Source organism: Pseudomonas sp. SGAir0191, assembly GCF_002812565.2.
Lineage (GTDB): Bacteria > Pseudomonadota > Gammaproteobacteria > Pseudomonadales > Pseudomonadaceae > Aquipseudomonas > Aquipseudomonas parafulva_B.
This window is the reverse complement of the sequence record NZ_CP025035.2, coordinates 3538780-3556744: the sequence shown is the minus strand read 5'-3', so window position 1 is coordinate 3556744 and position 17965 is coordinate 3538780. Positions and strand designations below refer to the sequence as shown.

The window sequence follows — 17965 nt, the reverse complement described above, 5'->3', positions numbered from 1 at the left end:
CTGGTCAGCGCATCTCGGGCAGATGGGCTTCGGTGCGCACTTCGGTGGCTGCGTAGGCGTCAGGCGGTAGCGAGATGCGCTGCTTGCTCAACAGCTCGCCCATGGTGGCCAGTACCCGGTAGCGGGAATAGGCTTCGGTGTAGCGCACCTCGGTGTAGCGACGGTCCGCGTTGTACAGCTCGTTTTCACTGTCGAGCACGTCCAGCAGGGTACGTTGGCCCAGACCGAACTGGTCCTGGTAGGCGGCGCGCACCCGTTTGGTGGTGTCGGCGTACTCGCGCGCGGTAGGCAGCTGCTTGCTGGCGTTGTTCAGGGCGTTCCAGGCCAGACTCAGGTTTTCGGTCAGCTCGCGCAGTGCATTGTTGCGAATGTCCATGGCCTGGTTGATCTTGTGCGCGTCGGAGTTCAGGCGGGCCTTGTCGCTGCCACCGCGGAACAGGTTGTAGTTCATCTCCACGCCTGCCTGCCAGTCGTTGTTGCTGTGGCCTTTTTCACCGCCGGTGTTGTTGTTGGCACCGGTAGCCAGAATGGCATCAAAGCGCGGGTAGAAGGTGGACTTGGCAACCTTGTACTGCTCTTCGGCAGCGTTCACGTCCGCCTGGGCCGACTTGATGTAAGGGTTGTTCTGGCGCATGCCTTCGCGTGCTTCTTCCAGCGTTGCTGGCATTTGCACGGCGACCGCTTGCGGATCTTCCAGCTCATCCGGCACACGGCCCACGACGCTGAAGAAGTTGGCTTCGGCATCGGCCAGGTCCACCTCGGCGGTATCGAGGTTGTTCTCCGCCAGGGCGCGACGAGCACGGGACTGGTCCAGGTCAGCTGTACTGCCGACACCCCGTTCGTTGCGCAGGCCGATCTGGTCGTTCACCCGCAGGTGGGCTTGCAGGTTGTTCTTGGCCAGGCTTACCAGTTCGCGGCGCTTGAGCACTTCCAGGTACACCTCGATGGCGCGCAAGGCAACGTCCTGAGCCACCGCCTGGGTGTAGTACGCACGGGAGGTGGAGACCGCTTGGGTGCGGCCCACTTCGCTGGAGGTGTTGAACCCATCGAAGATCATCTGCCGCAGACGCAGGTCGGCCTGGGAATAGTTGAGGGTTTCCTTGTTATGACGGCCTTCGGCACGCGTGTTGGCGTTGTCCGAGCGCTGGCGACCGTAGCCCGCTACCAGGTCGACGGATGGGTAGTAGCCGCCGCGGGCGAACTTCACATCTTCATCGGCAGACAACTTGCTGTTGCGGTTCGAGCTGACCTGGGGGTGGTAGTCCACAGCGCTTTGGACAGCTTCGGTGATCGACATCGCCTGCACGTGAGCACTTGCCAGAGCCAACAGCAACGCACTGGTGATGGGGTTCAAAAGACGCATGGGTACCTCTCCCTGATCCTGGGTTTTCCTACAAATCGCCAAAAAAATGACTATATTCCGATGCCGTATAGTGTTGCAGGTTTTTAAGCCCACAGCTAAGTACATTCACTGGAATCAGTAAGAAGATTTGTTCATATCAACGCTCCATGTTCGACATTAATTGTCTAACGCTGGAAAGGGGAGCTGCTGAATCAGATACCAAACCGCGCTGTCCAGGGGGCGCCAAGTGGCGGCTGTAGGCGGTTCCAGAACGTATCTAAATAAAAACCTGGTGGGGCAGGCCAAATTGATATTTGGCGACAAATTATTGTCACTTAGGCGGTGTGTAGGTTTTTTGCCGAAGAATGTAGAACGTTACACCTACCGCACTGGCCAACATGAACAGCCGTGCCCAGGGAAACGGAACCAGATAGCAGGAAACGGCGATGCTCAACCACATCAGGCCTATGGCATAGGCCTTGGCTTTGAGGGGCATACCCTCGCCGCCTAGGTAGCCCCGGATCCAGGGCCCTAGGCGAGGGTGGTTGACCAACCAGTCGTGAAAGCGTGGCGAGCTGCGGGCAAAACACGCCGCTGCCAGCAGGAGAAACGGCGTGGTCGGCAGCACCGGCAGGAAGATGCCAACCACGCCCAGTGCCACGCTCACCCAGCCGATGGCCAGCAGCAGGTAGCGCATGCCCGGCTTAGTGGTGACGGGGCTTGAGCAGGGCCGGTTTCTCTTCTGGGGCATGCAACAACAGGAACAGCGCGGTCAGGGCCTCGGGAATCTGCACGATCATGTCGTCCTGAAGGCTGGCATTGCTGGCGATGTCGGCAAATTCAGGCTGCTCGTCGAACAGGCCCGAACCGACCATGATCGGCAGCAGCATTTCGCTCACTTCCTCTTCGGCATTCTCGAACCAGGCTTCCTCGCGCAGGAAGACCCCTTCCATGAAGCCGATGCACCAGCCGCGCAGGTCGGAGTCGTCAGGGTCATCGCCCAGATCCAGGTCGCAGGGCAGCTCGAACTCGTCATCACTTGCCAACTGGCGCGCGATATGGCCTTTGAGGGCAACCAGCGTGGCCTCGATCTCGACGCGCTGGGCCTCGCTGGCGTAGTGCGGTTCTTCGGCGAACAAGGCGTCGATCCATTCGCGCTCGGGCACCTCTTCGGCGTTGATCGACAAGGCAGTGAGGTAGCCGTGGGCGGCGACATAGTCCAGCGCTTCTTCGTGCAGCTCGTCGGCGTCGAGGAAGGCTTGCAGGCGGGTCAGTTGCTCGGCGAAGGACATTACGGGGCTACCTTGGGAATAAACGATATCGAATTCTAGCACCTTGCAGCGTCAGCGGGGCAAAGACACGCCCATCGCAACGGTGCCAGTGCAGGGAGCGGGTGCGGTATACTTGGCGGTTTCCAGCCAAGGGCCCACCGTTGTCGGGCCCTTGGCAAAAACCGCTTACGCATTCGGCGTGTGCGGCGCGGGTTTTTCGTCCAGCCTGTAGCGGGGTGGTACGGCGTTTTTGGAGTTGCACATGCTCGAACAGGCTCAGCGCGTTCTCAAGGACATCTTCGGCTACGACAGCTTCCGAGGGCGCCAGGCAGCGATCATCGAATGCGTAGCCAATGGTGGCGATGCCCTGGTGCTGATGCCCACAGGTGGCGGTAAGTCGCTGTGTTTCCAGGTACCAGGGTTGCTGCGCCCAGGCCTGACCGTGGTGGTGTCGCCGTTGATCGCACTGATGGACGACCAGGTCGCCACGCTCGATGAACTGGGGGTGTCGGCCGCTGCCCTGAACTCCACGCTCAATGCCGAGCAACAACGGGAACTGGCTGGGCGCCTGCGCCGCGGCGAGGTGAAGATGCTCTACCTGGCGCCAGAGCGCCTGGTGCAACCGCGCATGCTCGATTTTCTGCGCGACCTGGACATTTCGCTGTTCGCCATCGACGAAGCCCACTGCGTGTCCCAGTGGGGCCACGATTTTCGCCCCGAATACTTGCAACTGGGCCAACTGGCCGAGCTGTTCCCGCATGTGCCACGCATTGCGCTCACCGCGACCGCAGACATGCGCACCCGGGAAGAAATCGTCCAGCGCCTGCACCTGCAAGGGGCCGAGCGCTTCCTCTCGAGCTTCGACCGGCCGAACATCTTCTACCGCATCGTCCCCAAGGAAGCGCCCCGCAAGCAGCTCATGGCGTTCCTGGGCGAACGCCGTGGGAACGCAGGCATCGTCTATTGCCTGTCGCGCAAGAAAGTCGACGAAACCGCTGCGTTTCTCTGCGACCAGGGCTTCCCCGCGCTGCCTTACCACGCCGGCCTGCCGGCTGAGACGCGCTCGGCCAACCAGCATCGGTTCCTCAACGAAGAAGGGCTGATCATGGTCGCGACCATCGCCTTTGGCATGGGCATCGACAAGCCCAACGTGCGTTTCGTCGCGCACCTGGACCTGCCAAAGTCGCTGGAAGCCTACTATCAGGAAACCGGTCGTGCCGGTCGTGACGGCCTGCCTTCGGACGCCTGGATGGCGTACGGCTTGCAGGACATGGTCATGCTCAAGCAGATGCTGCAGAACTCCGAGGGTGACGAGCGCCACAAGCGCATCGAGCAGCACAAGCTCGACGCAATGCTTGCCTTGTGCGAGGAGACACGCTGCCGACGCCAGACCTTGCTGGCGTACTTCGATGAGACGCTGGAGCAACCCTGCGGGCACTGCGACAACTGTGTCGACAACGTGCAGACGTGGGATGCCACCGAGCCCGCCCGCCAGGCATTGTCAGCGGTGTTTCGCACCGGCCAGCGTTATGGCGTGGGGCATCTGGTGGACGTGCTGCTGGGCAAAAGCACCGAGAAAGTGACCAATTTCGGTCATGACAAGCTGTCGGTGTTCGGCGTCGGAAAGGCGCTGGCTGAGGCCGACTGGCGCTCGCTGTTCCGCCAACTGGTAGCCCGTGGTCTGGTCGACATCGACCTGGAAGGCTACGGCGGCCTGCGCCTGTCGGACAGCTGCCGCCCGCTGCTGCGCGGCGAAGTCACGTTGCAACTGCGCCGTGACCTGAAACCGCAAACCGTAGCCAAGGCCTCGTCTTCTGGCGGCGGCAGCCCGGCGAGCCAGTTGGTGCGTGCAGAAGAACGCGAATTGTGGGAAGCGCTGCGCACCTTGCGCCGCAAGCTTGCCGAAGAGCATCGCGTCCCGCCTTACGTCATCTTCCCGGACTCCACCCTGCTCGAGATGTTGCGCAGCCAGCCGGTGACCCTGAGCGACATGGCGCAGGTCAGCGGTGTCGGCGCCCGCAAGCTGGAACGCTACGGGCAGGCATTCCTGGAAGTGCTCAATGGCAGCGGCGGCACCCCCGAGGCGCCGAAGGTGGTACTGGACTTGCGCCATGAACTGGTCAGCCTGGCCCGCGCCGGCATGACGCCGGCGCAGATCGCCGGTCAGCTCGACTGCACTGAAAAGAACGTCTACAGCCTGCTGGCTGAGGCCTTGGGGCGTCAGGAGCTCAACCTCGAACAGGCGCTGGACCTGCCGGAAGATCTTCTGTCGGAGATCCAGGATGCCTTCCTCGACGGCGAAGGCGAATTGCCACCCGTTTCCACCATTGCGCCGTTGTTCGGATCGCGTGTGCCAGACGGCGTCCTGCACTGCGTGCGTGCCGTCTTGGCGGCTGAGTTCGAGCTGTGACAGTGCGCGCTACCGGCTCGGCCCGAGCGGTTTGCTGATCCGTGTCACGCCAGCGCACATTTACCCTGCAGCAGCGCATCCCGACGGCTTGCCTCGTCGGGCCGCGCATGATTAGCTGCCTAACAATTAGAACTTTTCGACGAGTCGCTTTATGCCCCTGACTGACAATCAACACCGCTTCGGCATGCAGCTTGCCCAGATGTCCCGTGGTTGGCGCGCCGAGCTTGATCGCCGTCTGGCCGGCCTCAATCTGTCACAGGCGCGATGGCTGGTGCTGCTGCACCTGGCACGGTTCGAGGAAGCGCCCACCCAACGCGAACTGGCGCAGAGCGTCGGCGTGGAGGGCCCGACCCTGGCGCGTTTGCTCGATAGTCTCGAAGGGCAGGGGCTGGTGCGTCGCCAGGCCGTTGTCGAAGACCGGCGGGCCAAGAAGATCCTGCTGTGCCCCCCAGCCAAGCCCCTGATCGAGCAGATCGAGACCATTGCCAATCAGCTACGCATCGAGCTTTTTACAGGCGTCGATGAAGCGGACCTTGAGGTCTGCATGCGGGTCCATGCCAAGATTCTGAGCAACCTGGAAAAGCCCTGATCCACCGTTTGCGAGGCGCATCACCATGACCGAACCAAAGCCTGACATCGTCATTACCTATTGCACCCAGTGCCAGTGGCTGCTGCGTGCCGGCTGGCTGGCCCAGGAGCTACTCAGTACGTTTGGCCAGGACCTGGGGCAGGTGGCCTTGCAGCCGGGCACCGGTGGCGTCTTTCGCATCACCTGCGATGGCGTGCAGGTGTGGGAGCGCAAAGCCGATGGCGGCTTCCCTGAAGCAAAAGTGCTCAAGCAACGCGTACGCGATCAGATCGATCCACAGCGCGACCTGGGTCACAACGATCGCTAACCGCCCCGGCCGTGTCGATACTGCAGGCCGGCGCCTTGGCGTCAGAGGCGCACCTTGCCCAGCAGCACGTCCCTGAACATCGCGAAGTCGCCCAGCAGGCTATAGAAGGGATAGGTGAAGGTCGCAGGCCGATTCTTCTCGAAAAAGTAATGCCCTACCCAGGCCAGGCCGTAGCCGACCACGGGCACCGCCAGCAGCAGCATCCACTTGCCGCTGCCGATGGCGTAGGCCAGCAGGGCAATGACCAGGCTGGTGCCCACGAAGTGCAGGCGGCGGCACGTGGGGTTGCTGTGCTCACCGAGGTAGTAGGGATAGAACTCGGCGAAGGTTCGGAATTGCGCTGTTCGGTCCATGACACTGCCCCGGAAGATTGACTGGAAATGATCGACACGGCGTGGAGCCTGATTCGAGTCTAGAGTCACAGACGAGGCGTACCAGTGACAATAGGCGCCAATTGAGTATCCTTGGGGTTCACCGCAGGAGCGGTCAGCATAAGAAGCGTGCCATGAGCGAAAGAACCACCTCCGCCAGCTGGGCATCTGGGATCGTCAAGGCGCTGGAGCTCGAAGGGCTCGATTGCCAGGCCATGTTCAAGCAGCTGGGGCTGGATTTCGCTGCTCTGGACGATCCCGATGCGCGCTTCCCGCAGGACGCCATGACCCGACTTTGGCAACTGGCAGTTGAGCTGTCGGGCAATGAAGCAATCGGCCTGAACATGGCGCGCGTGGTCAGGCCGGCATCCTTTCATGTGGTGGGCTACGCGCTGATGTCCAGCCGCACGCTGGCCGAAGGCTTCGCACGGCTGGTGCGTTACCAGCGCATCATCGCCGAGAGCTCTGACTTGAGCTTTATCCTCACCCCCGAAGGCTATTCGCTGATCCTGACCGTGCATGGCGATCACCTGCCGCCCACCCGGCACAGTGCCGAGGCGTCGCTGGCCTGCGCCCTGTCGCTGTGCAAATGGCTCAGCGGCCGGCCGGTCCAGCCGCGACGGGTGCTGATACAGGGGCCGCCGCCCAAGCACCTGGAACCCTACAAAGTGGCCTTTCATTCCCCACTGATCTTCAATGCGCCCCATGATGCCCTGGTGTTCGAGCGGGCTGACATGGAGGCGCCACTGCCCACAGCCAACGAAGCCATGGCCGTATTGCACGACCGGTTCGCCGGTGAATACCTGGCACGCTTCTCGGAGACCCGCGTGACCCACCGGGTGCGCCAGGTGCTGTGCCGCATCCTGCCCCAGGGCGAGCCCAAGCGTGAAACCCTGGCACAGGCGCTGCACCTGTCCCAGCGCACCTTGCAGCGCCGGTTGCAGGATGAGGGCACCAGCTTCCAGGCGTTGCTCGACGATACCCGGCGCGAACTGGCCGAACAGTACTTGGCCCAGCCCAACATGACCCTGCTGGAAACCGCCTACCTGCTTGGCTTTGCCGACCCTAGCAACTTCTACCGGGCCTTTCGCCGTTGGTTTGGCGTCACGCCCAGCGAGTACCGGGCTCGCCTGGGCACCGATATCGACGGAGTCAGTGACGCCAGAAAGCCGGCATGCACAACACCAGCACGGTGATGATTTCCAGCCGGCCCAGCAGCATGCCGCCGGCCAGGATCCACTTGGCGGCGTCGGGCAGCTTGGCGTAGTTACCCGACGGCCCGATCACTTCGCCAAGGCCCGGGCCCACGCCGGACACCGTCCCGGCCGCGCCGGTCAGGGCGGTCATCCAGTCGACCCCCAGCAGTGACAGCAGCAACGCCATCACGCAGATGGTGATGGCGAAGAAGAAGGAAAACGTGAGGATCGAGCGTACGATTTCTTCGTCGAGGCGGTGCCCGTTGTACTTCTGCTTGATCACCGCCCGGGGGTGGATCAATTGGTTGAGGTTGGCCTTGAGCAGGATATAGGCCACCTGGAAGCGGAAGATCTTGATACCGCCGGCCGTCGAACCGGAACACCCGCCCACGAACCCCAGGTAGAAGAACAGCATCAACGAAAAGTTGCCCCACAGACTGTAGTCACCCAACGCAAAGCCTGTGGTGGTCACGACCGAGGTCACGTTCAGCGCGACGTGCCGCAAGGCATCGAGCCAGTGCAGGTTGGTGGTGTACCAGTACCAGGTGCCCAGGATCACCCAGGTCGCCACCAGCATGCCCAGCAAGCCCTGCACCTGTTGATCGCGGATCAGGGCCCCGCGGTTGCCGCGCAACGTGGCCACGTACAGGGTGAACGGCAGGCTGCCGAGGATCATCACAACCACGGCCACCCAGTGCACGGCGGGCATGTCCCACTTGGCCAGGGACTGGTCGGAGGTTGAAAAACCGCCGGTGGAAATCGCCGACATGGCATGGTTGATCGCATCGAACGGGCTCATGCCGGCCCACCAGAACGCCAGGGCACCGAAGATGGAAAAGCCAACATAGACCCCGACGATAGACTTGGCGACCATGTGCGAGCGCGGCATCACTTTCTCGGAGCGGTCCGAGGATTCGGTCTGGAACAGCCTCATGCCACCGATGCGCAGCAGGGGAAGAATGGCCACCGCCATGGCGATGAAGCCAATACCGCCCAGCCAGTGCAGCATCGAGCGCCACATCAGGATGCCGGGCGACATGCTGTCCAGGCCGCTGAGTACGGTAGCGCCGGTGGCGGTAATGCCCGACATGCTTTCGAAAAACGCATCGGTGTAGCTGATGTGCTGCGTAAGCAGAAAGGGCAGGGCAGCGAACACGCACACCACCACCCAGGAGCACACCGTCAGCAGGTACATGTCGCGTGGACGCAGGTGCACGTGTTCCGGCCTGCCGGGCACCACCAGCAGCAGGCCCGCCACGAAGGTGATCAGGCTCGACCAGAGAAAGGACGGCAGGTCGCGGGTGTGTTCGAAGATCACCAGGGTGGCCATGGGGACAGCCATGCCCACGGCGAGCGTGATGAGGAAGATGCCGATGATGAAACCAATGATCCTTAGGGTCGGCAACGCCATGTGTTCTGCTCGGGCTCGAAACGGAAGGGCGCCATTCTACCTGTGGGGCGCAAAGGCTCAAGGTCAAGCTGCATCTTCATGCTGCAGGCCCTGGATGAGGTCGTGCTTGCAGCCTGGCGTCGGCCCCTTGAGAATGGCCGCACATTCATGTTCCAGGAGGGTAGCCGATGGAGGCTCTCGACGCATTGCTCAACCGGGTTTCGGTCCCGCGCCTGACCGACCCTGCGCCCAACGATGCCCAGCGTGAGGCCTTGTTCCAGGCTGCGCTGCGCGCCCCGGACCACGGTCAACTACGCCCTTGGCGCTTTCTGACTATCGAAGGACCGGCACGCGAGCGGTTGGGTGAGCTGTTCGCCAGCGCAGTCCAAAAGCGCGGCGATGCCAGTGAGGCTGCGTTGAGCAAGGCCCGCGCCATGCCGCTACGCGCGCCCTTGCTGATCGTGGTCATTGCCCGGTTGCACAAGCAGCACCCCAAGGTCCCGGTGCTTGAGCAGCAACTGGCGGCAGGGTGCGCGGCCCACGGCATACTGATTGCCGCGCACGCCCAGGGCGTGGGTGCCGTATGGCGCACCGGGGACCTGGCCTTCGATGCCCATGTCCATGCAGGCCTGGGCTTGGCAGACAACGAGGAGCTGCTTGGCTTCCTGTATGTGGGTACGCCCTTGACCGAGCCTCGCACGGCGCCTGTGCTCGCCACTGCCGACTTCGTCAGCGCCTGGGGCGACTGACCCCCGCCGCGTTTGACCCAAGCCGTTGGCCATTGCGCAGACCTGCGCAGTGGCGTTAGCTGCCAGGCGCTTCCGCCACCGGCAGCTCCAGCGTCGCGACGAAACCGCCTTGTGGATGGTTGGCCAGTATCAGTCGGCCGCCATGGCGCTCTGCCGCCTTGCGTGCAATCGCCAGCCCAAGGCCGTGTCCCGGAGCGTGTTGTCCCGGCGCCCGGAAAAACGGCTCGCCCAGTTGAGCCAGGTGCGCAGCTGCCACGCCGGGGCCCCGGTCACGTACGCACACCCGGAGCACGTCGCCCTCGCGCCACGCGCTCAGCTCCACAGGTTGACCCGCCGGGGTAAAGCGCAGGGCATTGCGCAGCAGGTTGTCCACCGCACGCTCGATCAGGGTTGGCCAACCCTGCAGGGTCAGCCCGGGTTGCGCTTCAAGGCGTACATCATGCTCAGGGGCCGTCAGTTGCGCGTCCTTGCGCACGCTGCCCAGCAGCGCGTTGAGATCGACCGTTTCGGCATGGGCCTGGTCGGCGTCCACGCGCGCCAAGGTCAAGATCTCACTGATCAGGTCTTCCAGGCGGTCGCATTCGCGGGTCAGGCGCGGCCACAGGGCCTGACGCTGCTGCGGCTCGGCACGTTCAGCCAGGGCCAAGGCGATGCGCAGCCGGGCCAGTGGAGAACGCAGCTCGTGGGACACATCGCGCAGCAACTGGCGTTGGCTGGCGATGGTGCTCTGCAAGCGAGCGCCCATCTTGTTGAAATCTTTGGCCAGGACCCCGAATTCGTCGCGTCGGCCGGCCAGTTGCGCCAGGCTGTTCTGCTGGTAGGTACTCTGCCCCAGGTCATGCACCGCGCCACGCAAGCGGCTCAGGGGGCGGGTGATGGACAGTGTCACGAACAGGCTGAACAGGGTCAGCACCACCAGGGCGATGCCCAGTGCACTCAGCGGCCAGAGCAGGCTCTCGCGATGCCAGGCATCGAGGGCGGGGTGGGGGATGCGATAGATCAGCAGGTAGGACGCATTGCTCTTGGGGCTGGTGTACTCCTCGGTCAGACGGCGCCATGGCAGGCGCCGGTCATCGTTGTGCTGCCTGGCTTCGAGTGCAGCCGCGCGCCGGGGGAAAGTGCCTGGCACCACCGCGTCGCCACTGTCGTCCAGTACCTGCACGTCGATCTTGTAGCGCGCCTTGCGTCTTTCGAGAAAATGCTGCGCTGCGCCGGGGCCTTCCTGCTCGTAGTGCCTGGCCCATTGGCTGGCTAGCGTGTTCAGCCCCGGATGACGGCTTAGAATCCAGGCGTCCTGGTTGAGCGTGTGCGCCAGCAGTATCGATAGCCCTGCCACCAGGGCGATGGCCAGCCAGAAGCTGGCCAGGATGCGCCAGAACAGTGAACGCACGTAGACCTCCCCAAACGATGAAAGCCCGCCGTGCACCAGGCGAACCTGGGGCACGGCGGGCGCTGACACTGGAGCTTACTGGGACTTGCCGGCTTTTTCAGCTTTCCAGGCCTGGAACTCCTGCCACTCCGCCTTCTTGGCGGCGCGTTCCTTTTGCAGTTCGTCGAACTTCTTCTGCTGCTCTGGCTTGAGCAGGTTGCGTACCGCTGCGTCGGTCTTATCTCGGCTGGCCTGCATCTCTTGCTTCATGGCTTTCTGATCGGCCGCTGGCAGCTTGCCAAGGTAACGCTCGGTGATGTCGTGGCGCTGCTTCATCTGATCGCCCATCAGCTTGCCGATCTGATCGCGCTGTTCGCGGCTCAGGTCCAGCTCGTGGAAGGCTGGGCCACCGCGATGGTGCGGGCCGTCATGGCGCGGGCCGCCGTCAGGCATGGCCATGGCGACGGTAGGCAGTGCGGCGGCGAACAGCAGGGCGGTAAGGGTCTTGCGCATGGTGTCTCTCCTGTCAAGGGCCGGTGATCACCGGATGAGCACAGTCTAGGGAGATGATCGTCAAGCGCGGTCAGGGCACGGTAAAGGGAACGTAAAGGCCAACTCCCTTTCCTGGAATCAGCCTGGCGCAAGCGACTACAGACAGTAGTAGTAGCCGCGGCTGCGCAGGGCGATGATGCGGGGGCGACCGTCGGCGTGCGGGCCGATCTTCTTGCGCAGATTGCTCACGTGCATATCCAGGCTGCGGTCGTAGAGCGTCAACCGCCGGCCAAGACCGATCTGCGCCAGCTCCTGTTTGTCCAGAGGCTCGCCCGGTTGGCGCAGCAATGCTTCGAGAATACGGCTTTCAGAGAGGGTCAGGGTCAGTTCGCGACCGTCGATGCTGGCCACCCCGCGGGCAGGGCTATAGACCAGGTCGCCCAGTTCCAGTTGGCTGGTGGCAGGGGCTGGATGGCTGCGGCGCAACACGGCGCGCAGGCGCGCGGTCAGCTCGCGCGGGTCGCACGGCTTTGCCAGGTAGTCGTCGGCGCCCAGTTCAAGGCCCAGGATACGGTCCAGCGGCTCGCCGCGGGCCGACAGCATCACCACGGGCAGGTCGGCATGCTCACTGCGCAGGCGCTTGAGCAGCTCAAGCCCGCTACCGTCGGGCAGCATCACATCCAGTACCACGGCCGATGGCGCACGGTCGGCCAAGGCCTGGCGTGCAGCCTGGCCATCGTGGCAGGCCCGCACGGTGAACCCTTCCTGGGTCAGCCAGCTGCTGAGCAGCTCGCACAGCTCCTGGTCGTCATCAATCAGTAACAGCTCGCTCATGACTCACTCAATTCAACCATTGGCGGCGACGCGTTGGTCCGCCAGCCGCAAAGATACCCCAGTCTTGAGGTCTGCTGCCAACTGGCGATGCCGAGCACGCCTTCTAGGCGAGGTGTTTCAAGGCAGCACTTGCTTGAAGGGCTTGACCACGACCTGGTCGTAGACGCCTGCGGCGATGTACGGATCGGCATCGGCCCAGGCTTGGGCGGCGCTCAGGGAATCGAACTCGGCCACGATCAGGCTGCCGCTGAAGCCGGCCTGGCCTGGGTCGTTGCTGTCGATGGCCGGGTGTGGCCCGGCCAGTACCACGCGGCCTTGCGCCTTGAGCTGCTGGAGGCGCTCGATGTGGGCCGGGCGTGCAGCCAGGCGTTTTTCCAGGGAGTTGGCGACGTCGCTGGCAATGATGGCGTAGAGCATGTCAGTCCTTGGGTTTGGAGGCAGAGGAGGTATCTTGCAGATGGCGCGACAGGTACAGCCCTTGGGCCACCAGGAACAGCACGGTCATGCCCAGGCTGCCGAACACCTTGAAGTCGACCCAGAACGCCGGGAAGGTGAAGGCGACGAACAGGTTGGCGGCGCCGCAGAACAGGAAGAATGCGATCCAGGCGAGGTTCAAGCGGGCCCAGATGGCATCGGGCAAGGTCAGCGCGTGGCCCATGATGCGCTTGATCAGTACCCGGTCGCCTATGAAGTGGCTACCGGCGAAGGCCAGGGCGAACAGCCAGTTCACCACGGGCGCCTTCCATTTGAGGAAGGTTTCGCTGTGAAAGGCCAGGGTCAGGCCGCCAAACACCAGGCAGGCGACCAGCGTCAGCCACTGGCCTTTCTCAAGCTTGCGCTGGCGCAGGAACAACGCGCCGTATACCACCAGCGAGCTGATTATCAGCATGGCAGTGGCACTGTAGATACCACCGAATTCGAAGCTGTGTCCGGCCAGCTCGACAGGCCGTGGATCCAGTTTGTAGACGATGAAGAACAGCAGCAGCGGGATGAAATCGATGAATTGTTTCACAATGGCAGCCAGAACCGGGATGTGACGGCATAATAACAAACATCGAATCCAGCGAAAGCGCTACTCCATGAATGTTGATCTGCACTGTCACAGCACGGCCTCCGATGGCGCCTTGTCGCCTTCGGCCTTGGTCGCCCGGGCCTTCGAGCACGGGGTGCGTACGCTGGCGCTCACCGACCACGATACCCTCGAAGGCCTGGCCGAGGCCCGCCAAGCCTGCCGCGAGCACGGCATGCAATGGGTCAGCGGCGTCGAGCTGTCCTGCACCTGGGGCGGCGCAACCATTCATATACTCGGTTACAACTTTCCCGTGGACGCTCCGCCCTTGCTGGCAGCGATCGGGGCCCTGCACCGCGGCCGCTGGTTGCGTGCCGAGGAAATCGACAGGCGCCTGGCGGCCAAGGGCATGCCCGGGGCGCTGGAAGGTGCCCGGCAAATCCAGCAGGCGCTCGGTGACAGTGGCAATGCCCCGGCCCGGCCACACTTTGCCGATTATCTGGTGCGTGCCGGCCACGTCAAAGACCGGGGCGAGGCCTTTCGCAAGTGGCTCGGTGCCGGCAAGCTCGGTGACGTCAAGCAACATTGGCCATCACTGGAGGAAACCGTTGCCACCCTGCGCCAGTCCAATGCATGGGTGAGCCTGGCGCATCCCATGCATTACGAGCTGACGCGCAGCAAGCGCAGGCGCCTGATTGCCGACTATATTCAGGCAGGCGGGCAGGCGCTTGAAGTGGTCAATGGGATGATGCCGGCCGAGCAGGTGGGCACCTTGTCCATCCTCACCCGTGAGTTCGGGCTGCTGGCAAGTGCTGGCAGTGACTTCCATGGCCCCGGCACCTGGGGCGAAATCGGTGCCTATCGGCCTTTGCCCGAGGACCTGCCACCTGTGTGGCACCGTTTCAGCCATGAACAGCCATTGCCGGTTTGAACAGGACGACGATGTGAGCCAATTTTTCCAGATTCACCCGGAAAACCCACAGCCGCGGCTGATACGCCAGGCGGTTGAGATCATTCGCAAGGGTGGGGTAGTGGTCTACCCGACCGACTCGGCCTATGCACTGGGTTGCCAGATCGGTGACAAGTCAGCCATCGAACGGGTGCGCCGTTTGCGTGGGTTGGACAAGACCCACAACTTCACCCTCATGTGCTGCGACATGTCGCAGCTGGGCTTGTATGCCAAGGTCGATACCGGCACCTTCCGGCTGCTCAAGGCCCATGTGCCGGGGCCGTACACCTTCATTCTCAACGGCACCCGCGAAGTGCCGCGCCTGTTGTTGCATGAAAAACGCCGCACCATCGGCTTGCGCGTGCCGGACCATGCCATCACCCTTGCACTGCTTGCCGAGCTGGGTGAACCCTTGATGAGCGTGAGCCTGATCCTGCCTGGCGACGCCGAACCCATGACCGATCCCTACGAAATCCGCCAGCGCCTGGAACACCATGTCGATCTGGTGATCGATGGCGGCTACGGTGACCTCAAGGCGTCGACCATCATCGACCTGTCAGGCGAGGAGCCCGAGCTGATTCGAGAGGGCTGCGGCGACCCTACTCCGTTCTTGGTCAGCGCGTGACCTCCGAGCCGTTAGCTCAGGCAGCGGCCGAGCTGCCAGGCCAGCTGCAGCTGGCGTTGGTCTACGGCGAGGCCGTGACCGAGCTGCCGCTGGACTTGTACATACCTCCCGATGCCCTGGAGGTCATTCTCGAAGCGTTCGAAGGGCCGCTGGACCTGCTGCTGTACCTGATTCGCAAGCAGAACATCGACATCCTCGATATCCCGGTGGCAGAAATCACGCGCCAGTACATGGGCTACGTCGAGTTGATGAAAACCGTGCGCCTTGAGCTGGCTGCCGAATACTTGGTGATGGCCGCCATGCTGGCTGAAATCAAGTCGCGCATGCTGCTGCCGCGCAGCGTCACGGTCGAGGAGGAGGAGGGCGACCCGCGCGCCGAGCTGATCCGACGCCTGCAGGAGTATGAACGCTTCAAGGCCGCCGCCGAGGGCCTGGACGGGTTGCCCAGGGTCGGCCGTGACCTGGTCGTGCCGTGCCTGGAAGCGCCCCAGGCAAAGGTACGTAAACTGTTGCCGCAGGTCAGCCTGCCGGAGCTGCTGGCATCCATGGCCGAAGTGATGCGCCGCAACGACCTGTTCGAAAGCCACCAGATCAGCCGAGAAACCCTTTCGACCCGAGAGCGCATGGGGCAGGTGCTGGAGCGCTTGAAGGACGGAGGTTTCGTGGCCTTCATCGATCTGTTCGCCCCCGATGAAGGCAAGCTGGGGGTGGTGGTCACGTTCATGGCTGTGTTGGAACTGGTAAAGGAAAGCCTCGTCGAACTGGTGCAAAATGAAGCCTTTGCCGCCATCCATGTGCGGTTACGCCCTGCTCCTGCTGAAGACGCCCATGAACCTGAATGACCCCCGCGACCTGGCTCCGCTGATCGAAGCCTTCCTGCTTGCCTCTGGCAAGCCGCAGACGCTTGAACGCTTGTACGAGCTGTTCGAGGAGCCCGAGCGGCCCGAGCCGAAGACATTCAAGCGCGCACTCGAGGTGCTGGGCAAGTCGTGCGCCGGTCGTGCGTTCGAGCTCAAAGAGGTGGCCAATGGCTATCGACTTCAGATTCGCGAGGATTACGCGCCTTGGGTTGGCCGGCTGTGGGAAGAGCGCCCGCAGCGCTACTCCCGGGCGCTGCTCGAGACCCTGGCGCTGATCGCCTATCGCCAGCCCATCACCCGTGGCGAAATCGAGGACGTGCGTGGCGTGGCGGTCAACAGTAACATCGTCAAGACGTTGATCGAGCGCGAGTGGATACGGGTGGTGGGCCACCGGGAAGTGCCCGGTCGGCCGGCCCTGTTCGCCACGACCAAGGCGTTTCTGGATCATTTCAACCTGCGCAGCCTGGATGAGCTTCCCGCGTTGGCGCAATTGCGCGAAATGGAGCCCGAGCCCTTGCTCGACCCGGACGACGCCCCGGTACCGGCGCACCTGCAGGCCCTGGCCGACGCCAGCCTGGGCGAGGACGAAGAGGCTGAGCCGGTTAAGAACGAGACCAGCTTTCGCAGCCTGCTCGTGGAGCTCGACGCCATGGAGCAGGGCCTCAAGACCGACTTCGACGACGTGCTCCAGCACGACCCTGGTGCCGAAGCTTCGCTGGAGGGGGAGCGGAACGAGCAGGCCTGAACGCCTCAACGCCATCTGCTGTGGCCAGGGCCCGCCTGGCAGAAAGTCGTGGCAAGGGGTGTAAAAGCTTCTACCCTGCCATGCATTCATGCGGCGAACCACGTATGATGCGCGGCCTTTTGGCGCGTTCGTTGCCAGAAACCTGTTTTCATTCCTACACCGGGAGGTGCCCAGATGAGTGAGCAAGACCTGCAAGATACCCAGATCACCCCACCTGTTGGCGAGAAGCTGCAGAAAGTCCTCGCGCGCATTGGCGTGGGCTCGCGCCGTGACGTCGAGGCCTGGATCAGCCAGGGCCGCATCAAGGTCAACGGCGTTGCAGCCACCCTTGGCCAGCGCGTCGACCTGCATGACGCCATTGCTGTGGACGGCAAGCTGATCAAGCGTGAAGAGGCGGCCGAGGCGACGCGCCGGGTGATCATGTACAACAAGCCCGATGGCGAGATCTGCACCCGCGACGACCCGGAAGGTCGCCCGACCGTGTTCGATCGCCTGCCACGCCCCAAGGAAGGTCGCTGGATCAACATCGGCCGTCTGGACATCAACACCACCGGTCTGCTGCTGTTCACCACCGACGGTGAACTGGCCAACCGCCTGATGCACCCGTCGTACGAAATGGACCGCGAATACGCCGTGCGCGTACGTGGGGAAGTGGACGACGAGATGCTCGAGCGCCTGAAGGCGGGTGTCATGCTCGAGGACGGCCCGGCCAAGTTCACCGACATCCAGAAGGCACCAGGCGGCGAAGGCTTCAACCACTGGTACCACTGCGTGGTGATGGAAGGCCGTAACCGTGAGGTGCGTCGCCTGTGGGAGTCGCAGGGCATGGTGGTCAGCCGCCTGAAGCGTGTGCGCTTTGGCCCGGTGTTCCTCAACTCGGACTTGCCCATGGGCCGCTGGCGTGAAATGACCCAGGGTGAAATTGACATCCTGGCGGCCGAGGTGGGCTTGCAGCCCGTGGCGTTGCCGGCCATGAAGCTCAAGGCCAAGGACAAGATGGAGCGCCTGCAGCGCAAATCGTCCCGCCCCCTGGGCCGTGGTGAGCGCGTGCGTAGCCTGCGCCCAGCCCAGGACGGCGCAGCGGCCGGCGAGCGGCCAGCACGCCCGGCGCGCGAAGAGTCGCCGCGCAAAGGCAACCGTGGCAGCGCAGTGGCCGAGCGCCCGAGCGAAATGCGCAAGCGCCCGGCCAAGCCCGAGGGTGACAAGCCAGCTGGCCGTGGTCGCGGCAAGCCGCGCGGCTGAGGCATTCGGGGCCACTTGTCGGCCCTTGCCTGTGTACCGACGCTGAACACATTGGGGCTGCTGCGCAGCTCATTGCCAGCCGGCTTCTGCAGTAGGCGAGTGACACGCGCTGAGCAGAAGTCAGTTGGCCGACGATGGGTGCGAAGCGGCCCTTATGTGTATCCAGCTGCCTGAACTGCGTGCGTGCCGAGATGCAAACAGCCATACGGCGCAGT

Annotated in this window: 20 protein-coding genes; 10 read left to right on the top strand and 10 right to left on the bottom strand. The window is 63.3% G+C overall.

All coding sequences use genetic code 11. The features are described 5' to 3' along the window. Positions 1 to 4: 4 nt before the first annotated feature. From CWR53_RS15890 to CWR53_RS15880, 3 genes are all read right to left on the bottom strand, one after another. Positions 5 to 1363: a TolC family outer membrane protein gene (locus CWR53_RS15890; protein WP_023533803.1), complete on the bottom strand. Its 1359-nt coding sequence runs from the start codon at positions 1361 to 1363 to the stop codon at positions 5 to 7. Between the two features lie 310 nt (positions 1364 to 1673). Beyond that, positions 1674 to 2039, bottom strand: a complete 366-nt coding sequence (locus tag CWR53_RS15885; RefSeq protein WP_100852020.1) for a YbaN family protein — start codon at positions 2037 to 2039, stop codon at positions 1674 to 1676. A 7-nt stretch (positions 2040 to 2046) separates the two neighbouring features. Next, entirely contained in the window at positions 2047 to 2634 is a 588-nt protein-coding gene (locus CWR53_RS15880; RefSeq protein WP_027915890.1) for a UPF0149 family protein, read from the bottom strand. A gap of 241 nt (positions 2635 to 2875) precedes the next feature. Here CWR53_RS15880 and recQ point away from each other — a divergent pair, with 241 nt between their 5' ends. The 3 genes from recQ (at position 2876) to CWR53_RS15860 (ending at position 5919) form a co-directional block, all read left to right on the top strand. Beyond that, positions 2876 to 5023: a DNA helicase RecQ gene (gene recQ, locus CWR53_RS15870; protein WP_100852019.1), complete on the top strand. Its 2148-nt coding sequence runs from the start codon at positions 2876 to 2878 to the stop codon at positions 5021 to 5023. A gap of 151 nt (positions 5024 to 5174) precedes the next feature. Next, positions 5175 to 5612 (top strand): MarR family transcriptional regulator, encoded by a 438-nt coding sequence (locus tag CWR53_RS15865; protein ID WP_058605594.1) that lies wholly within the window; start codon positions 5175 to 5177, stop codon positions 5610 to 5612. Positions 5613 to 5637: 25 nt separating this feature from the next. Then, positions 5638 to 5919, top strand: coding sequence for a SelT/SelW/SelH family protein (locus CWR53_RS15860; RefSeq protein ID WP_058605593.1), 282 nt, complete (start codon positions 5638 to 5640; stop codon positions 5917 to 5919). Between the two features lie 41 nt (positions 5920 to 5960). Here CWR53_RS15860 and CWR53_RS15855 read toward each other — a convergent pair whose 3' ends face one another. Next, the gene (locus CWR53_RS15855; RefSeq protein WP_058605592.1) at positions 5961 to 6272 is read right to left on the bottom strand and encodes a DUF962 domain-containing protein; all 312 of its coding nucleotides are present in this window, start codon (positions 6270 to 6272) and stop codon (positions 5961 to 5963) included. A gap of 152 nt (positions 6273 to 6424) precedes the next feature. On the opposite strand from CWR53_RS15855, the gene CWR53_RS15850 reads away from it, so the two are divergent. Continuing rightward, the gene (locus tag CWR53_RS15850; RefSeq protein WP_058605591.1) at positions 6425 to 7486 is read left to right on the top strand and encodes an AraC family transcriptional regulator; all 1062 of its coding nucleotides are present in this window, start codon (positions 6425 to 6427) and stop codon (positions 7484 to 7486) included. Here CWR53_RS15850 and CWR53_RS15845 read toward each other — a convergent pair. Next, the gene (locus CWR53_RS15845) at positions 7443 to 8897 is read right to left on the bottom strand and encodes a TrkH family potassium uptake protein (protein WP_058605590.1); all 1455 of its coding nucleotides are present in this window, start codon (positions 8895 to 8897) and stop codon (positions 7443 to 7445) included. The two genes, CWR53_RS15850 and CWR53_RS15845, sit on opposite strands and share 44 nt — an antisense overlap. Before the next feature lie 167 nt (positions 8898 to 9064). On the opposite strand from CWR53_RS15845, the gene CWR53_RS15840 reads away from it, so the two are divergent. Beyond that, complete coding sequence (locus CWR53_RS15840; RefSeq protein ID WP_058637600.1) at positions 9065 to 9625, top strand: nitroreductase family protein; 561 nt, start codon at positions 9065 to 9067, stop codon at positions 9623 to 9625. Between the two features lie 55 nt (positions 9626 to 9680). On the opposite strand, the gene CWR53_RS15835 is transcribed toward CWR53_RS15840, so the two are convergent. The 5 genes from CWR53_RS15835 to CWR53_RS15815 form a co-directional block, all read right to left on the bottom strand. Next, on the bottom strand, positions 9681 to 11015 hold the full coding sequence (locus tag CWR53_RS15835; protein ID WP_058605643.1) for a HAMP domain-containing sensor histidine kinase: 1335 nt from the start codon (positions 11013 to 11015) through the stop codon (positions 9681 to 9683). 75 nt (positions 11016 to 11090) lie between these two features. Beyond that, positions 11091 to 11507: a Spy/CpxP family protein refolding chaperone gene (locus tag CWR53_RS15830; protein WP_058605588.1), complete on the bottom strand. Its 417-nt coding sequence runs from the start codon at positions 11505 to 11507 to the stop codon at positions 11091 to 11093. A 135-nt stretch (positions 11508 to 11642) separates the two neighbouring features. After that, positions 11643 to 12320 (bottom strand): response regulator transcription factor, encoded by a 678-nt coding sequence (locus tag CWR53_RS15825; RefSeq protein WP_078478907.1) that lies wholly within the window; start codon positions 12318 to 12320, stop codon positions 11643 to 11645. A 117-nt stretch (positions 12321 to 12437) separates the two neighbouring features. Beyond that, entirely contained in the window at positions 12438 to 12737 is a 300-nt protein-coding gene (locus CWR53_RS15820) for a YciI family protein (RefSeq protein WP_058605586.1), read from the bottom strand. 1 nt (position 12738) lies between these two features. Continuing rightward, positions 12739 to 13332, bottom strand: coding sequence for a septation protein A (locus CWR53_RS15815; protein ID WP_027915901.1), 594 nt, complete (start codon positions 13330 to 13332; stop codon positions 12739 to 12741). A gap of 67 nt (positions 13333 to 13399) precedes the next feature. Between CWR53_RS15815 and CWR53_RS15810 the strand changes: the two genes are divergently transcribed. The 5 genes from CWR53_RS15810 (at position 13400) to rluB (ending at position 17750) form a co-directional block, all read left to right on the top strand. After that, positions 13400 to 14260 (top strand): PHP domain-containing protein, encoded by an 861-nt coding sequence (locus tag CWR53_RS15810; RefSeq protein WP_100852018.1) that lies wholly within the window; start codon positions 13400 to 13402, stop codon positions 14258 to 14260. A gap of 13 nt (positions 14261 to 14273) precedes the next feature. Further along, positions 14274 to 14903, top strand: coding sequence for an L-threonylcarbamoyladenylate synthase (locus tag CWR53_RS15805; RefSeq protein WP_058605642.1), 630 nt, complete (start codon positions 14274 to 14276; stop codon positions 14901 to 14903). Between the two features lie 116 nt (positions 14904 to 15019). Further along, positions 15020 to 15745: a ScpA family protein gene (locus CWR53_RS15800; RefSeq protein WP_181405494.1), complete on the top strand. Its 726-nt coding sequence runs from the start codon at positions 15020 to 15022 to the stop codon at positions 15743 to 15745. Then, positions 15732 to 16508 carry an SMC-Scp complex subunit ScpB gene (gene scpB / locus CWR53_RS15795; RefSeq protein WP_100852663.1) on the top strand — a complete coding sequence of 259 codons (777 nt, stop codon included), beginning with the start codon at positions 15732 to 15734 and terminating at the stop codon, positions 16506 to 16508. The genes CWR53_RS15800 and scpB overlap by 14 nt, the downstream gene beginning before the upstream one ends. A 174-nt stretch (positions 16509 to 16682) precedes the next feature. After that, the gene (gene rluB, locus CWR53_RS15790; protein WP_058605583.1) at positions 16683 to 17750 is read left to right on the top strand and encodes a 23S rRNA pseudouridine(2605) synthase RluB; all 1068 of its coding nucleotides are present in this window, start codon (positions 16683 to 16685) and stop codon (positions 17748 to 17750) included. Positions 17751 to 17965: the final 215 nt, after the last annotated feature.

Bases quoted from the DNA above. Each gene is read 5' to 3' on its own strand.
- CWR53_RS15890 (WP_023533803.1), bottom strand. From the start codon at position 1,363: ATGCGTCTTTTGAACCCCATCACCAGTGCGTTGCTGTTGGCTCTGGCA.
- CWR53_RS15860 (WP_058605593.1), top strand. From the start codon at position 5,638: ATGACCGAACCAAAGCCTGACATCGTCATTACCTATTGCACCCAGTGC.
- CWR53_RS15840 (WP_058637600.1), top strand. From the start codon at position 9,065: ATGGAGGCTCTCGACGCATTGCTCAACCGGGTTTCGGTCCCGCGCCTG.
- CWR53_RS15810 (WP_100852018.1), top strand. From the start codon at position 13,400: ATGAATGTTGATCTGCACTGTCACAGCACGGCCTCCGATGGCGCCTTG.
- CWR53_RS15885 (WP_100852020.1), bottom strand. From the start codon at position 2,039: ATGCGCTACCTGCTGCTGGCCATCGGCTGGGTGAGCGTGGCACTGGGC.
- CWR53_RS15880 (WP_027915890.1), bottom strand. From the start codon at position 2,634: ATGTCCTTCGCCGAGCAACTGACCCGCCTGCAAGCCTTCCTCGACGCC.
- CWR53_RS15830 (WP_058605588.1), bottom strand. From the start codon at position 11,507: ATGCGCAAGACCCTTACCGCCCTGCTGTTCGCCGCCGCACTGCCTACC.
- CWR53_RS15855 (WP_058605592.1), bottom strand. From the start codon at position 6,272: ATGGACCGAACAGCGCAATTCCGAACCTTCGCCGAGTTCTATCCCTAC.
- CWR53_RS15845 (WP_058605590.1), bottom strand. From the start codon at position 8,897: ATGGCGTTGCCGACCCTAAGGATCATTGGTTTCATCATCGGCATCTTC.
- CWR53_RS15825 (WP_078478907.1), bottom strand. From the start codon at position 12,320: ATGAGCGAGCTGTTACTGATTGATGACGACCAGGAGCTGTGCGAGCTG.
- CWR53_RS15865 (WP_058605594.1), top strand. From the start codon at position 5,175: ATGCCCCTGACTGACAATCAACACCGCTTCGGCATGCAGCTTGCCCAG.
- rluB (WP_058605583.1), top strand. From the start codon at position 16,683: ATGAGTGAGCAAGACCTGCAAGATACCCAGATCACCCCACCTGTTGGC.
- CWR53_RS15820 (WP_058605586.1), bottom strand. From the start codon at position 12,737: ATGCTCTACGCCATCATTGCCAGCGACGTCGCCAACTCCCTGGAAAAA.
- CWR53_RS15850 (WP_058605591.1), top strand. From the start codon at position 6,425: ATGAGCGAAAGAACCACCTCCGCCAGCTGGGCATCTGGGATCGTCAAG.
- scpB (WP_100852663.1), top strand. From the start codon at position 15,732: ATGAACCTGAATGACCCCCGCGACCTGGCTCCGCTGATCGAAGCCTTC.
- recQ (WP_100852019.1), top strand. From the start codon at position 2,876: ATGCTCGAACAGGCTCAGCGCGTTCTCAAGGACATCTTCGGCTACGAC.